At 68.0% G+C, this 15,476-nt stretch carries 13 protein-coding genes; 7 read left to right on the top strand and 6 right to left on the bottom strand.

Annotated elements, in window-relative coordinates; translation table 11 throughout:
* The first annotated feature begins 33 nt into the window (after positions 1 to 33).
* Positions 34 to 723, top strand: a complete 690-nt coding sequence (locus ACWEFV_RS02445; RefSeq protein WP_036444961.1) for a metal-dependent transcriptional regulator — start codon at positions 34 to 36, stop codon at positions 721 to 723.
* 4 nt (positions 724 to 727) lie between these two features.
* On the opposite strand, the gene ACWEFV_RS02440 is transcribed toward ACWEFV_RS02445, so the two are convergent.
* Positions 728 to 1,795, bottom strand: coding sequence for a DUF4192 domain-containing protein (locus ACWEFV_RS02440; protein ID WP_450068946.1), 1,068 nt, complete (start codon positions 1,793 to 1,795; stop codon positions 728 to 730).
* A 174-nt stretch (positions 1,796 to 1,969) separates the two neighbouring features.
* On the opposite strand from ACWEFV_RS02440, the gene sthA reads away from it, so the two are divergent.
* On the top strand, positions 1,970 to 3,376 hold the full coding sequence (gene sthA, locus ACWEFV_RS02435) for a Si-specific NAD(P)(+) transhydrogenase (RefSeq protein ID WP_450069254.1): 1,407 nt from the start codon (positions 1,970 to 1,972) through the stop codon (positions 3,374 to 3,376).
* Here the strand turns inward: sthA and ACWEFV_RS02430 are convergent.
* Entirely contained in the window at positions 3,373 to 4,188 is an 816-nt protein-coding gene (locus ACWEFV_RS02430) for a trypsin-like peptidase domain-containing protein (protein ID WP_167857816.1), read from the bottom strand. The two genes, sthA and ACWEFV_RS02430, sit on opposite strands and share 4 nt — an antisense overlap.
* Positions 4,189 to 4,359: 171 nt before the next feature.
* On the opposite strand from ACWEFV_RS02430, the gene ACWEFV_RS02425 reads away from it, so the two are divergent.
* From ACWEFV_RS02425 to ACWEFV_RS02415, 3 genes are all read left to right on the top strand, one after another.
* Entirely contained in the window at positions 4,360 to 5,385 is a 1,026-nt protein-coding gene (locus ACWEFV_RS02425) for a proteasome assembly chaperone family protein (RefSeq protein ID WP_135453849.1), read from the top strand.
* A 36-nt stretch (positions 5,386 to 5,421) separates the two neighbouring features.
* The gene (locus ACWEFV_RS02420; RefSeq protein WP_135453848.1) at positions 5,422 to 6,444 is read left to right on the top strand and encodes an alpha/beta fold hydrolase; all 1,023 of its coding nucleotides are present in this window, start codon (positions 5,422 to 5,424) and stop codon (positions 6,442 to 6,444) included.
* A 68-nt stretch (positions 6,445 to 6,512) separates the two neighbouring features.
* The gene (locus ACWEFV_RS02415; RefSeq protein ID WP_135453847.1) at positions 6,513 to 7,199 is read left to right on the top strand and encodes a PhzF family phenazine biosynthesis protein; all 687 of its coding nucleotides are present in this window, start codon (positions 6,513 to 6,515) and stop codon (positions 7,197 to 7,199) included.
* A 12-nt stretch (positions 7,200 to 7,211) separates the two neighbouring features.
* On the opposite strand, the gene nrdR is transcribed toward ACWEFV_RS02415, so the two are convergent.
* Together nrdR and ACWEFV_RS02405 are read right to left on the bottom strand one after the other, a co-directional pair.
* The gene (gene nrdR / locus ACWEFV_RS02410; RefSeq protein ID WP_450068945.1) at positions 7,212 to 7,667 is read right to left on the bottom strand and encodes a transcriptional regulator NrdR; all 456 of its coding nucleotides are present in this window, start codon (positions 7,665 to 7,667) and stop codon (positions 7,212 to 7,214) included.
* A gap of 164 nt (positions 7,668 to 7,831) precedes the next feature.
* The gene (locus ACWEFV_RS02405; protein ID WP_450068944.1) at positions 7,832 to 8,323 is read right to left on the bottom strand and encodes a LysM peptidoglycan-binding domain-containing protein; all 492 of its coding nucleotides are present in this window, start codon (positions 8,321 to 8,323) and stop codon (positions 7,832 to 7,834) included.
* Between the two features lie 243 nt (positions 8,324 to 8,566).
* On the opposite strand from ACWEFV_RS02405, the gene lexA reads away from it, so the two are divergent.
* Positions 8,567 to 9,286, top strand: coding sequence for a transcriptional repressor LexA (gene lexA / locus ACWEFV_RS02400; protein ID WP_450068943.1), 720 nt, complete (start codon positions 8,567 to 8,569; stop codon positions 9,284 to 9,286).
* A 52-nt stretch (positions 9,287 to 9,338) separates the two neighbouring features.
* Here the strand turns inward: lexA and ACWEFV_RS02395 are convergent, their stop codons facing one another.
* Together ACWEFV_RS02395 and ACWEFV_RS02390 are read right to left on the bottom strand one after the other, a co-directional pair.
* Positions 9,339 to 11,657 carry an LGFP repeat-containing protein gene (locus ACWEFV_RS02395; protein ID WP_450068942.1) on the bottom strand — a complete coding sequence of 773 codons (2,319 nt, stop codon included), beginning with the start codon at positions 11,655 to 11,657 and terminating at the stop codon, positions 9,339 to 9,341.
* Between the two features lie 179 nt (positions 11,658 to 11,836).
* Positions 11,837 to 12,997 carry an acyl-CoA dehydrogenase family protein gene (locus ACWEFV_RS02390; protein WP_450068941.1) on the bottom strand — a complete coding sequence of 387 codons (1,161 nt, stop codon included), beginning with the start codon at positions 12,995 to 12,997 and terminating at the stop codon, positions 11,837 to 11,839.
* 102 nt (positions 12,998 to 13,099) lie between these two features.
* On the opposite strand from ACWEFV_RS02390, the gene ACWEFV_RS02385 reads away from it, so the two are divergent.
* Entirely contained in the window at positions 13,100 to 15,388 is a 2,289-nt protein-coding gene (locus ACWEFV_RS02385; protein ID WP_450068940.1) for a molybdopterin-dependent oxidoreductase, read from the top strand.
* Positions 15,389 to 15,476 lie beyond the last annotated feature (88 nt).

Genomic DNA, 15,476 nt, shown 5'->3' with positions numbered 1-15,476 from the left:
CTGTCCGGTGACGTTGGGGCTGGGAAGGCGCGCATGAACGATCTGGTCGATACCACCGAGATGTACCTGCGGACGATCTACGACCTCGAGGAAGAGGGCGTGGTGCCGCTGCGTGCCCGCATCGCCGAACGCCTCGACCAAAGTGGTCCGACGGTCAGCCAGACGGTGTCACGCATGGAGCGCGACGGCCTGCTGCACGTCGCCGGTGACCGCCACCTGGAGCTGACCGACAAGGGCCGTGCCCTCGCGGTCGCCGTGATGCGCAAGCACCGGCTGGCCGAACGGTTGCTCGTCGATGTGATCGGGTTGCCGTGGGAGGACGTCCACGCCGAGGCGTGCCGCTGGGAGCACGTGATGAGTGAGGACGTGGAGCGGCGCCTGGTCCAGGTGCTCGACAACCCCACCACCTCCCCGTTCGGCAACCCCATCCCGGGTCTGTCGGACCTGGGCGTCGGCGCCGCAGGCTTCGACGATGTCAGCCTGGTCCGGCTCACCGAACTCCCGGTCGGGTTGCCGGTGGCCGTGGTGGTGCGTCAGCTCACCGAGCACGTTCAGGGCGACACCGAGCTCATCGGCCGGCTCAAGGACGCCGGAGTGGTGCCGAACGCGCGGGTCACCGTCGAGGCCAACGACCACGGCGGCGTGATGATCGTGATCCCCGGGCACGAGCAGGTCGAGCTGCCCCATCACATGGCGCACGCGGTCCGCGTCGAGAAGGTCTAGCGACTCAACCGGCCCTGCGCCCCCACGCTCTTCGCCGCGGCAACTGGACGCCGAGCTGCTCAGCCAACCGATACCCGGTGGCCGCCAGCTCCCGGATCCGCTCGGGGCGCATCCCCGATTGCAGTGCGGTGTCGAGCATTCCGGCCATCCGGTGCGTCGGCCGCGCCTGCAAGGCGGCATCCAGCGATACCCCGGCCAGCGGACCGTCGCCGCGTGCATACGCCGAAAAAGCCAGCAGGACAAGCGCCTCCGCGCGCCACGGCTCGGGCAGATTGCGGGCCGACAGAGCCCACAGGGCTTCGGCCTGCTCCGCGCACTCCCCCACCGCCAGCGCATAGAGCGTGTCGCGGACCCGGGGGTCGGCCAACCCGACAGCCAGCCGCGCCAACTCGGCACCACCGGGCACATCACCCTCAGCCAGCGCCAGGGCCGCCGTCATCGCGGCCTCGATGTCGCTGCGCACCTCGGCGTCGGGCCGAGTGTCCGGACAGCCGGGCCGCTGCGCCACGAGCGCCAACGGCCGTTTCATCGAGTCGCGCGCGACCGGATCCGGCCGGATCACCTGCAGCAGTTCGTCGCGGCTGGCGTAGAGCCGCCTACCGTCCAGCACCGCCGCTGCCGCCAGCGGCGACGCACTCGGGTCATCCACCCGCCCCTGTTCGCCACAACCGTCGGCGCAGTGCCAGAATCCGCCGACCGCCACCTTGTCCACCACATGCGCGGCATAGAGCTCGATGCCGTCGGCGGCGAGCGCCTGTTCCAGCACCGACGCCAGGTCGCGGTAGCGGTCGTCGCACACCCGGCAGTCCCTACTGTGGTCATCCACCACCACGGCGATCACCGCGTCCACGCCGGCTGTGGCGGCGAGGCCGACCAGGTGCGCGATGCGCTCGGTCATGTCCTCGGTCAGATCGGCGCGCATGACGCAGCCCAACTCGCCCCGGTCGACGGTGACCAGAACGAGGCTGCGGTGCGGGACGAATCCGAGCACCGCGGGCAGTGCGGCGATCAGCGCACCAGGACGGGTGAGATGGAAGTCGAACTCTGACGAGGATGGCGATGGTGTTGTCATGGCCCGACCGTGCCAACCGGCGCCGTCACGGATCGGCACCCGAGCCGTCGGTTGCGGCCGGCTGGGGATGGACTCTGTGCTGGGGATAACCAAAGGCATTTGTTCATCCGGTATTCGGTCTCGCCGACATGCGAGGAGCAGGCAACCGGCGTAGACAGGTTGTCCATGGGTTCGATGCAGGAGTACGACCTCGTCGTCATCGGTTCCGGTCCGGGGGGTCAACGCGCCGCCATCGCCGCGGCGAAGCTCGGCAAATCCGTTGCGGTGGTCGAACGGGGCATGATGCTCGGCGGTGTGTGCGTCAACACCGGCACCATCCCGTCCAAGACACTGCGGGAAGCCGTCGTCTACCTGACCGGCATGAGCCAGCGCGAACTCTACGGCGCGAGTTACCGCGTCAAGGACAAGATCACGCCGGCCGATCTGCTGGCGCGTACCCAGCACGTCATCGGCAAGGAGATCGACGTCGTGCGGTCCCAGCTGATGCGCAACCGGATCGAGCTCTACACCGGGCACGGCCGGTTCGCCGACGACCACACCATCGTCGTCGAGGACCCCAGCCGCGCCGAATTGGTCACTGTCCGTGGCCGTTTCATCGTCATCGCCACCGGAACCAAACCGGCCCGGCCCGCCGGCGTGACGTTCGACGACGCCCGGGTGCTCGATTCCGACGGCATCCTCGATCTCAAGACCCTGCCCACCTCCATGGTGGTGGTCGGCGCCGGAGTCATCGGGATCGAATACGCCTCGATGTTCGCCGCGCTCGGCACCAAGGTCACCGTGGTGGAGAAGCGCGACAGCATGCTCGAGTTCTGTGACCCCGAGATCATCGAGTCGCTGCGCTTCCATCTGCGCGACCTCGCGGTGACGTTCCGGTTCGGTGAAGAGGTCACCGGCGTCGACGTCGGCCCGTCCGGCACCGTGACCACCCTGGCCAGCGGCAAGCAGATCCCCGCGGAGACCGTGATGTATTCGGCTGGGCGCCAAGGCCAGACCGATCACCTCGATCTGGCGAACGCCGGCCTGGAATCCGACGCCCGCGGCCGCATCTACGTCGACGACAACTTCACCACCAAGGTGGACCACATCTATGCGGTGGGCGATGTCATCGGATTCCCGGCACTGGCCGCCACGTCGATGGAGCAGGGCCGGCTGGCGGCCTACCATGCCTTCGGCGAGCCCACCAAAGGCATGATGAGCCTGCAGCCGATCGGCATCTACTCGATCCCGGAGGTGTCCTTCGTCGGCGCAACCGAGGTCGATCTGACCAAGGATTCGATCCCCTACGAAGTCGGTGTATCCCGCTACCGCGAACTGGCGCGCGGCCAGATCGCCGGGGACTCCTACGGGATGCTCAAACTACTGGTGTCCACCGAGGATCTGCGGGTGCTGGGCGTGCACATCTTCGGCACCAACGCCACCGAGATGGTGCACATCGGGCAGGCCGTGATGGGGTGCGGCGGCACCGTCGAATACCTCGTCGACGCGGTGTTCAACTATCCGACGTTCTCCGAGGCGTACAAGGTCGCGGCGCTGGACGTGATGAACAAGCTGCGCGCGCTCAACCAGTTCCGTTACTAGCAGTCGGATTCCAGCGCCGCGGGCGCCGCGTCGCCGGGTCCGCCCGCCTCGGCTCTGGCCAGCAATCGGTCGATCCGGCCATCGAAGTGTGGCGAGTAGGACACGTCGTCGTCGCATCCACCGCCGTCGAGCCCGCCGACCAACCCGGTCACCGTCGAGCCCGAAACCCACGGCGCGCCACTGAAACCGTCGGTCAGGCCCGCACAGGCCAGAGACGGGAACCCCTGCGGCGACCACGCGGTGGCGCCCCGGCAGGCCAGCGGGCTACCGCCCTCTCCCATCGGGTAGCCGGTCACCGTCACCGGAACACCCGGCGCAGGCGCTGACCCCAGGGCCAGCCCGCCGCCGGCCGCCCCGAGCAGGCTCGCGCCGGACCCGCCGGTGACCCGCACGATGGCGTAGTCGGCCTGCGGATCCTGCTCGGCGATCCAGCGCGGGTCCAGATACGCCGCCTCGACGTGCCAGGAATCGCCACCGCCCTCACCGAAGCCGGGAATGAACGTGGTGTCGACACCGTCGAGAAGGCAGTGCGCGGCCGTCAGGATGAGATCGCCGGACGTGCTGGCCAGCACCGATCCGCTGCAGGTGTGGGTCGTGGTGTCGCCGAGGAACAGTGCCCCCACCCGCCGGTCCGGCATCACCGACTCGGCCCCGGCCTGCGACAACGGGCTGGCCACGACCGACGGGCTGCTGGGCGGGACCGTTGTGGGGCCGGCGCCTGCGGTCCGGTTACCCGGCCCGGTGCAGGCCGCGACCAGAGCGGTCACCGCCGCCGCCGCGACTGTGAGCTTCACCATCGGGGTCACCTGCATCATCACGATTTTGCCTGATCGCGCCGATTACCGCCGGAATGCCGGGCCCGACCCGGCGCGTTCGCATGCACAAGCGGGGCGGAACGAACCCGCAGCCCGGGTATGCGAGACACTAGATGGCATGGTGGTGGGCCGTCACAGCGTCCTACCGCAGCGAGGAGACGAAGCGAGATGACCGACAGCAGCGACACCCCCGACCAGCACTACCAGCCCGATCAGAGCGGCATGTACGAGCTTGAGTTCCCGGCGCCGCAGCTGTCGTCGTCGGATGGCCGCGGCCCGGTGCTGATCCACGCCCTGGAGGGGTTCTCCGACGCCGGTCACGCGATCCGGCTGGCCGCCGAGCACCTCAAAGACACCCTCGACACCGAACTGGTCGCGTCCTTCGCCATCGACGAGCTGCTCGACTACCGGTCCCGCAGGCCGCTGATGACGTTCAAGACCGACCACTTCACCAGCTACGAGGAACCCGAGCTGAACCTGTACGCGTTGCATGACGGCGTGGGCACGCCGTTCCTGCTGCTGGCCGGCCTGGAGCCGGACCTGAGGTGGGAGCGTTTCATCACCGCGGTGCGGCTGCTCTCCGAGCAGCTCGGGGTACGGCGGGTGATCGGCCTCGGCACGATTCCGATGGCGGTGCCGCACACGCGGCCGGTGATGCTGACCGCCCACTCCAACGACAAGGAGCTGATCGCCGACCACACCCCCTGGGTCGGGGAGATCCAGGTTCCGGCGAGCGTGTCCAACCTGCTCGAGTTCCGCATGGCTCAGCACGGCCACGAGGTGGTCGGTTACACCGTGCACGTTCCGCACTACCTGGCCCAGACGGCCTATCCGCCCGCGGCCGAGGCACTGCTCGCCGAAGTGGCCCGGACCGGTTCGCTACAACTGCCGTTGGAGAAACTGTCCGAAGCCGGTGCCGAGGTGTACAGCAAGATCAACGAGCAGGTAGAGGCCAGCACCGAGGTCGCCCAAGTGGTGACCGGGTTGGAGCGCCAGTACGATGCTTTCGTTGCCGCACAGGAAAATCGGTCCCTGCTGGCGCGTGACGAGGAACTGCCCAGCGGTGACGAGTTGGGAGCCGAGTTCGAACGGTTCCTCGCCCAGCAGACCGGTGACAAGTACAAAGACGACAAGTACAAAGACGGACGGGATGGCTTCGGCGACGGATTCCCGAACGGCGACAACCACTCATAGCAGCCCGGTGGCGGGCCGAGAGCGAGGTTGACCAGCATGACTGAGCGCAAACCCCATCTGCGGTCCGTGCGCGAGCTCGCCCCGACGCTCGAGTACCGCACCATCCACGGATACCGGCGCGCCTTCCGGGTGGCCGGATCCGGACCGGCGATCCTGCTGATCCACGGCATCGGTGACAACTCCACGACGTGGCACACCGTGCAATCGGCGCTGGCGCAGCGGTTCACCGTGATCGCCCCGGATCTTCTCGGTCACGGCAGCTCCGACAAGCCGCGCGCGGACTATTCGGTGGCGGCGTACGCCAACGGCATGCGCGACCTGCTGAGCGTGCTCGACATCGACCGGGTGACCGTGGTCGGGCATTCTCTGGGCGGCGGCGTGGCGATGCAATTCGCCTATCAGTTCCCTCAATTGGTCGACCGTCTCATCCTGGTCGGCGCCGGTGGGGTCACCAAGGACGTCAACGTGGCGTTGCGGGTTGCCTCCCTGCCGATGGGCAGTGAGGCGCTGGCACTGCTGCGGCTGCCGCTGGTGCTGCCGGCATTGCAGCTGGCCGGCCGGGCCGCGGGCGCGGTGTTGGGCTCAACCGGCCTCGGGCATGACATCCCGGACATGGTGCGCATCCTGGCCGACCTGCCGGAGCCAACGGCATCGGCGGCGTTCGCCCGGACCCTGCGCGCCGTCGTGGACTGGCGTGGCCAGGTCGTCACCATGCTGGACCGCTGTTACTTGACCGAATCCGTTCCCGTGCAACTGATCTGGGGCGACTGCGACTCGGTGATCCCCGTCAGCCACGCCCGGATGGCCCACGCCGCAATGCCCGGTTCCCGGTTGGAGATTTTCTCCGGATCCGGGCATTTTCCGTTCCACGACGATCCCGACCGCTTCGTCGAGGTGGTCGAACGCTTCATCGACACGACCGAACCGTCGGTCTACGACCAGGACCGGCTCCGCAGCCTGCTGCGCAGCGGGCGGACCGAATCGGCGATGACCGGGCCGTTCGACACCCAGATCGCGGTGCTCGACGCGATGGACGCCGACGAGCGCAGCGCCACCTGACCCTTCTCACCCACATCGGCCCCGGGCGGTCCGCCCGGGGAGCGTGAGCTGCGACGTAGCATCGATCTATGGCCATCGACGTCACCGTGTTACGAGTGTTCACCGACTCCGAAGGCAAGTACGGCAATCCGCTCGGGGTGGTCGACAACAGCACCGTCGCCCCCGGGGACCGGCAGCGGATCGCCACCGAATTGGGTTACAGCGAAACCATATTCATCGATCTGCCACAGCCAGGCGGTAACTCGGCCAGCGCCCACATCTTCACCCCGGCCACCGAACTCCCGTTCGCCGGGCACCCGACGGTCGGCGCGTCGTGGTGGCTGCGTGAGACCGGGTTGCCGGTCCACACCCTGCGAGTGCCCGCGGGGATCCTCCAGGTCGAGTACGACGGAGATCGCGCCGTCGTCAATGCGCGCTCGGAATGGGCTCCGGAGTTCGCCATCTATGACTTGGCCTCTGTCGATGAGTTGCTCTCCGCCGACCCCGACGACTTCGACGATGCCGAGGAGAACTATCTGTGGGCCTGGATCGACGAGGCGAACGGAACCTTGCGCTCCAGGTCGTTCGCGCCGCACCTGGGCATTCCGGAGGATGAGGCCACCGGGGCGGCGGCGGTACGCATGACCGACTATCTCAGCCGGGATCTGACGATCATCCAGGGCAAGGGCTCGGTGATCGAGACCCGCTGGAGTCCGGAGGGCTGGGTTCGCCTGGCCGGCCGCGTCGTCAGCGATGGCACCACCCGACTGGACTGAACCTGGATCGAACTACGCCTCGGCGCGGTGGGCCCGCAGCGCCTCGATCTCGCGCTCGAAGTCCTCGGCTGACGAAAACGACCGATACACCGAGGCGAACCTCAAGTAGGCGACCTCGTCCAGTTCGCGCAACGGTCCCAGGATCGCCAAACCGACCTCGTGGCTGGGGATCTCCGGCGTGCCGAGTCCGCGGACGGCGTCCTCGACCTTCTGCGCCAATACGTTGAGGGCGTCGTCATCGACCTGCCTGCCCTGGCAGGACCGGCGTACCCCGCGGACGACCTTCTCGCGGCTGAACGGCTCGGTCACCCCGCTGCGCTTCACCACGGCCAGCACAGCTGTCTCCACTGTGGTGAATCGACGTCCACACTCGGGGCAGGACCGACGGCGCCGGATGGCCTGCCCTTCATCGGTCTCGCGCGAATCGACCACACGCGAATCAGGGTGACGGCAGAACGGACAATGCATTACCGCTCCTTCGTCATGCCGCCGGACAACTAGCTCGAGCGCCCTTGAGCGTACCCGCGATGCCAACGGGAGACTCACCGCCGGGTCCAGTGGGGTGTAGCGGCTCACGCCGACGCCGGCCAGTGTGGCTGGCAGCCACGACGATTCAACGGTCATCGCACTGCTCAGCCAACCGGGGCGAGCAGCGTCTGCCCTGCGTCGACTGCCACGGAGTCGAGCTGGTTGAGGTCACGGATCTGCTCGACGACCCGGGACACCGGGGCATCCGGGGCGACCCGCCGGGCCACCTGCTGCAGCGTCTCCCCCGACTTCACCTGGACCACCGCCAGTTCGGTCGGCGTCGGCGTCTCGGACCCCATGACCCCGCCGAGTTGGGCCACCAACCCCAGCCACACCGTGATGCCGGCGGCGACCAGCGCCAACAGGACCGTGGTCAGCGGCGTGATGGGCCGGCTGCGATGAGATGCCCGCGACATCAGCACTCCGGTTCCGCGGTACCGGACCGCACCGCCGGCGGGACGGGACGGCGCCGGCCGCTGGACCCGGCGCACCGGCCGGGGTGCGCCCGCGCCGAACTGGGCGCGGGGCGACTGCGACTGCGGAGTGGCCCGAACAGCGCGGGAACGGCTATCGGCGGGGATATCGATGATCGCCATCTGACTGCCTTTCGGTGGGACGTATTCGCTCTTGTGTTCGAACATAGTCGCTCAAGTGTTCGATGGATAGAACATGTGATCGAACTGTTGCCAAACGATAGAACGGGGTACCGACAAGTTCGGGCCACAAATCCCGCACACCGCCCACGCGACGGCCCTCGCGCATCCCACCTGCGGACACGCCCGCGACACACGTCGAACACATGTTTGATTAATGCTCGACCAGCGACTACATTCGGCCCCATGAGCGACGACCGCAGCAGGGATGGCAGCACCGACCGCCCGGCCGGATCGGACGGCGCGGGCCCACGCCGGGCCGAGGGCGGCCTCACCGACCGGCAACGGACAATTCTCGACGTGATCCGGGCGTCGGTCACCAGTCGCGGCTACCCGCCCAGCATCCGTGAGATCGGCGACGCGGTCGGCCTGACCTCGACGTCGTCGGTCGCCCATCAGTTGCGCACCCTGGAACGCAAGGGTTACCTACGACGCGACCCCAACCGGCCGCGCGCGGTCGACGTGCGTGGCGCCGACGATCCGGCAGCCGCGGTGGTGTCCACCGACGTGGCCGGCTCCGACGCGCTTCCCGAGCCGACGTTCGTCCCGGTGCTTGGGCGTATTGCCGCAGGCGGTCCCATCCTGGCCGAGCAGGCCGTCGAGGATGTCTTCCCGCTACCCCGCGAACTGGTCGGCGAGGGCTCGCTGTTCCTGCTCAAGGTCGTCGGGGACTCGATGGTCGACGCCGCCATCTGCGACGGCGACTGGGTGGTGGTGCGCCAACAGAGCGTGGCCGACAACGGGGAGATCGTGGCGGCCATGATCGACGGCGAGGCCACCGTCAAGACGTTCAAGCGGACCCGCGGTCAGGTCTGGCTGATGCCCCACAATCCGGCGTACGACCCGATCCCGGGTAACGACGCAGCGGTGCTCGGCAAGGTCGTCACCGTGATCCGCAAGATCTGACCGACCGAGATCGGACCCGGCCGAATCCGAAGGATGGCCGGGTCCGTTCGATTCAGTCCGTCCGCACGAATCCGTTGGTGCGAGCGAATTCCTCACTGGCGAACCAGATTTCGGCCACCGCGTCGTCATATTCACTGCTGTCGGGCGCCCAGTAACGGCCGGACTTCGTGTCGGCCTTGATGGGGTAGCCCTCCGGCGCGCGGCGCGCGTCCTCCAGCGGTAGGTGGATGGCCGTGGCACTGGGGATCTCGTCGAGTTCGATGGCCGCATGTCGCCCGCTGTGGGCCTCGCTGCTGTATGCCTCGGACTCGGTGATGACACGGGTCGGCGCCGTGTCGACATTGTCCTGATCGCTCGGCACGGCCAGGCCGCTCAACGCCGCGAAACCTTGCGCCTCGCGTGCGCCGCCGGCCGGACCTGCGAATGCCCCTGTATCCACCATGTCGTCGTCTGCGAGTTCGGCTTCGATCTCGTCGTCGGCGTCACCCTCGGCGACTTCCTCGAAGTCCGCATCGATGGGGGTGTCGAGGTCCTCGTCCTCTTCGAAATCGTCGTCGAAGTCATCCTCTTCGAAGTCGTCATCGTCCTGGTAGCCGTCGTCGTAGTCGTCGAAGCCCTGTCCCGCCTCCGGGCCGGCCAGCCGTGAGGAATCCTCCGGCGGCTCGTCGTCCTCGCCCGGTGATCCGTAGCCACTGGCCGATCCGTGGGGAGCGGCCCACTGGCTGACCGGGATCGCGATATCGGTCGGGCCGTCGAACGGGGACGCCACACCGCTCGCCGAATCCTCACCCGGCCCGGCGAAACGCGCCGTCGAGGCTTCACCGGCACCGTAGGCAGTGCTCGGCCGGTACCCGCTCGCCGCATCGGCGCCCCGGTCGTCGGCGAACTCGTCGTGGTCGTATCCCCGCGATTCGTAGTGCGCTTCGTCGTAGCGGCCGTCGTCATACTGCGGTTCGCCGGCACCGTCGTAGTCATCGTCGAACGGATCGTGGTCGAAGTCGTCATCGCCACCGGCACGGCGACGGTGCCACAGTGCCGCCCCCACGATCAGACCCGCGAGCAGCAGCACCGGAACCACCGCGATCAGCCACCACCAGCTCCAATGCCAGCTGAACGGCTTCTTCGCATCCGCGCCCGACGGCTGCGGACCACCGGCATGAGGCTGCCCGACACCCGGAACCTGCAGGCCACTCAACTCGGAGGCGAGTTTCGAGGGCTCGGTGGTGAACTTGTTGGCATCGCGGTCCCAGGAGATCGCTCCCCCGCTGAACCGCTGGCTGACGACGGTGCCGTCTTCGGTCTGGTCGGCCATCGGGGCGCCCAGTGCGCCCTTCGCCCCGCCCAGCTTGTCCCAGGCCGCCTTCATCGCGCCCCGGACGATCACCGCGCCGTAGTCGGGGGTCCAGAAGATGACGGGGTTGTCGGCCGCGGCGAAGGTGCTGATCCGGCTGTTCGGGCCCAGCCCGCCCTCGGACTCGCTGGCGGTCGGGAAGCCCAGATCGCCTTCGGGGCCGCCGACGCTCTCGTACTTCTCCAGCAGTTGACCCGTGATGGCATTGGCCCCGGTGGCCGGGGTGTAGAAGATCTTGCCGCCCGCGTAGTTCTGGCCGACGCCGCCGTCACCGATCGGGTACTGATCGCCGTCCTTGGCTCCCAGCGGGCCCATCGGCCCGCCTGCCGCCCGACGGGCCGCGGCGATCGCGGCGGCGGGATCCGACGGTACGTCCAGACCGGCGAGCTGATCGGCCAGTTCCGGCGGCACGGTGGTGAACGTCTTCGTCTTGCGGTTCCAGGAGATCTCACCGCCGGTGAACTTCTGGGAGCTCACATCGCCGTCGAACGTCTCGTCGTCGGCGGGAACGCCCAGCACTCCGGCCGAGCCGCCGAGCTTGTCCCACGCGGCGTTGATGGCGCCCCGGACCACCCGGGCACCCGTGGCCGGAGTCCAGAAGATGACGGGGTTGTCCGGCGCGCTCAACGTCGAGTTGCGGCTGTCCGGGGCACGCCCGGTGCCCTCGTCGATGGTGGGGAATCCCAGATCGCCGTCGGCTGCGCCGCCCAGCGACTCGTACTTCTCCAGAATCGCGCCCTGCATGAAATGCGCGCCGGTCGCCGGGGTGAAGAACATCTTGCCCCCGGCGAAGTTCTGCGCGAAGCCCGAACCCACCGCGTAGACGCCGCCTTGGCGCGGTCCCAGCGGCCCGCCGTCGCCGCCGTTCGCCTCCCAGGCGGCGGAGACCGCCGCGTCGGCATCCGACTCCGGGGTGGCCGACGCCACCGCCGGCCCCATCAAAGCAGCGACCACGAGTGCGAGCAGGCCGACCGCCAACCGCCACACGGCCGCGTTCAGCCTCGCTCCAGGCCTAGTCATGCGCTCTCCCCGCTCGTTCGGCAAAGTTTCCTCAGAAATGTCCCGCCCCGACAACTTTGCTTCAGCAGGTGAGGATAACCAAGGAACGTGGCCGATCATGCCCAAAAAAGCCGCAATATCTGGGTCTGACGACCCAGATATGGGCTTCTCGGGTCGTCAGGCGGGGTAGTTCGGACTCATCAGACGCCCAAACTGCGTCCGATGATCTCCTTCATGATCTCGGTGGTGCCGCCGTAAATGGTCTGCACCCGCGCGTCCAGGTAGGCCCGTGCGACCGGGTACTCCCGCATGTAGCCGTAGCCGCCGTGCAGCTGCAGGCAGCGGTCGATGAGGTCGACCTGCTTCTCGGTGGAGTACCACTTGGCCATCGCGGCCTGCTCCACGGTGAGCTTCTCGTCGAGGTGCAACCGGATGAACTCGTCGACCATCATCCGCACCACGGTGGCCTCGGTCGCCAGTTCGGCCAGCAGGAACCGGCTGTTCTGGAAGCTGCCGATGGGCTTGCCGAACGCCTTGCGCTCCTTGGTGTACTGCACCGTCTGCTCCAACACCGCTTCCATCGCCGCCGCGGCCATGATGGCGATCGAGATGCGTTCCTGCGGCAGGTTCTGCATCAGATAGACGAAACCCTGCCCTTCCTCGCCGAGGAGATTCTCGACCGGCACCTTGACATCGGTGAACGACAACTCGGCGGTGTCCTGGGCCTCCAGACCGATCTTGTCCAGGTGCCGCCCCCGCTCGAAGCCCTCCATTCCGCGCTCCACCACCAGCAGGGAGAAGCCCAGGGCCCCCTTCTCGGGGTCGGTCTGGGCGACGACGATCACGAGGTCGGAGTTGATGCCGTTGGTGATGAAGGTCTTCGACCCGTTGAGTACGTAGTGGTCGCCGTCGCGGACCGCGCGGGTCTTGATGCCCTGCAGGTCGCTGCCGGTACCGGGTTCGGTCATTGCGATCGCCGTGATCAATTCACCCGTGCAGAACTTGGGCAGCCAGCGCTGCTTCTGCTCCTCGGTGGCCAGCCGGAGCAGATATGGCGCGACGACGTCGTTGTGCAGGCTGAAGCCGATGCCGCTGTAGCGGCCGGCGACGGTCTCCTCGCAGACGATCGTGTTGTACCGGAAATCGTCGTTGCCGCCGCCGCCGTACTCCTCGGGCACCGCCGTGCCGAGAAAGCCCTGCTTACCCGCCTCGAGCCAGACGCCGCGGTCGACGATCTTGTCTTTTTCCCACTGGTCGTGAAACGGCGCGACGTGCTTGTCCAGAAACGCCCGGTACGACTCGCGGAACAGCTCGTGCTCCCGCTCGAACAACGTGCGGTCGTACTTCACAACACTGCCCATGGTGTGACCTCCGGTACTGGTTACGGATTTGGGGGCCAACCTATACCAACCGGGTGGTTGGTCAGCTCCGGGGAGGGCCGATACCGCCCGTAAACTCGGGCCATGCCCCAGTCCCCCGCGAGCCTCGCGCACTGGGGCGCCTTCACCGCCGACCTCGCCGACGGCGATATCACCGCCGTCACACCGCAGGCCGGCGACGCCGACCCTTCGCCGTTGCTCGGCAACCTCCCGGGCTCGATCCGGCACCGCTCCCGCATCGTCGGGCCCGCGGTCCGGCGCGGCTGGCTGAGGGACGGCCCCGGCCCCAGCAGCGAGCGGGGTGCCGACGAGTACGTCGCGGTGTCCTGGGACGACCTCACCGAATTGCTGGCCGACGAGCTGCGGCGGGTCGTCGACACCTACGGCAACGAGGCGATCTACGGCGGCTCGTACGGCTGGGCCAGCGCCGGACGCTTCCACCACGCCCAGAGTCAGGTGCACCGCTTTCTGAAAATGCTTGGCGGCTATACCTTTTCCCGCCATTCCTACAGCCTGGGCGCGACCGCGGTGATCATGCCCCGGGTGGTCGGAACCCACGACGACCTGTTCAAACGCTCCACCGACTGGGATGTCATCGCCGAACACACCGACCTGCTGGTCTGCTTCGGCGGTGTCGCGCTGAAGAACACCGGCATCAATCACGGTGGCACCACGGCACATCCGGCCCGCGATGCGCTGCGCCGGTTGCGTGACCGGGGCGCACAGATCGTGTCGTTGAGCCCGCTGCGCGACGATATCGACGGCGACTGTCATTGGCTGGCCCCGGTCCCCGGCACCGACGTGGCGGTGATGCTCGCGCTGGCCTACGTCCTGGCCACCGAGGGACTGGCCGATCTCGACTTCCTGGACACGCACTGCACCGGGTATCCGCGGTTCGAGCGGTACCTACTGGGCCGCGACGACGGCGTCGCGAAGAGCCCGCAGTGGGCCTCACGGCTCAGCGGCCTGCCGGCCGAGGAACTGACCGCACTGGCCCGGCGGATGGCCGCCTCGCGCACCCTGGTCACCGTCAGTTGGTCGCTGCAGCGGGTCCGGCATGGCGAGCAGGCTCCGTGGATGGGCCTGACCCTGGCCGCGATGCTCGGCCAGATCGGGATCCCCGGCGGAGGTTTCGGACACGGCTACGGGTCGATGAACGAGCCGGGGCTGCCGCCGCTGCGCTGCGGCCTACCCGCCCTGCCGCAGGGGCCCAACCCGGTGCAGACGTTCATCCCGGTCGCCGCGGTCACCGACATGCTGCTGCACCCGGGTCAGCCGTTCGATTACAACGGCCTGGCGCTGACCTACCCCGACATCAAGTGTGTGTACTGGGCCGGCGGCAATCCGTTCCACCACCACCAGAACATTCCGAGATTGCGCCGCGCCCTGTCCCGCGTGGACACCATCGTGGTGCACGATCCGTACTGGACGGCGATGGCCAAGCATGCCGACATCGTGGTGCCCTCGACCACCGCCTATGAACGTGAGGACTACTCGGGATCACGTAATGACCCGCTGCTCGTAGCCATGCCCGCACTGGCGCAGCCGTATGCCGACTCCCGCGATGACTACACCACGTTCTCGGCGCTGTCGGATCGGCTCGGCTTCGGCGAGCGGTTCACCGAGGGTCGAACGGCGCGGCAGTGGCTGGTCCACATGTATGAAAAGTGGTCTGCCGGGCTGGATTTCGAGGTTCCCGGATTCGACGAGTTCTGGGCCGCGGGCAGCTTGCGGTTGCCCACCGAGCCAGGGCTGACACTGCTCGCCGATTTCCGGGCCGACCCGGTCGGGCGGCGGCTGGCCACCCCGAGCGGCCGCATCGAGATCTTCTCCGCCGACATCGACGGGTTCGGCTACGACGACTGCGCCGGCCACCCCCGCTGGTACGAGCCGACGGAGTGGCTCGGCGGGCAGCGAGCCCGGGCGTATCCGTTGCACCTGCTGGCCAATCAGCCCGCGACCCGTCTGCACAGCCAACTCGACGGTGGTGCCGCCAGCCAGGCATCGAAAGTCCAAGGGCGCGAACCGATCCGGATCCACCCAGCTGACGCGGCGGTACGCGGTCTCGTCGATGGCGACGTGGTACGGGTGTTCAACGACCGTGGGGCGTGCCTGGCCGGCGTGGTGATCGATGACCGACTGCGCCCGGCGGTGGTGCAACTGTCGACCGGGGCCTGGTTCGATCCGGCCGATCCGGCCGACCCCGGTTCGATGTGCGTGCACGGCAATCCCAACGTGCTCACCGAAGACGTGGGCACCTCGTCGCTGGCGCGGGGATGCACCGGCGCTCACGTCCTGGTGCAGGTCGAGAAGTTCGCTCGCCCGCTGCCCCCGGTGCGGGCTCACGAGCCTCCGGTGATCCGGGAACGCTGAAACCGTTGGGCGGCCACCACTTCGGCCGTTTTCCCGGTAGCAGTTGCGTGCCGGTGCAAGGATCCCTTCAGCGCTGACCGCGGCGTCA

The sequence above is a fragment of the Mycobacterium sp. NPDC004974 genome, assembly GCF_053600815.1.
This window is presented reverse-complemented; position numbering and strand designations above follow the sequence as displayed.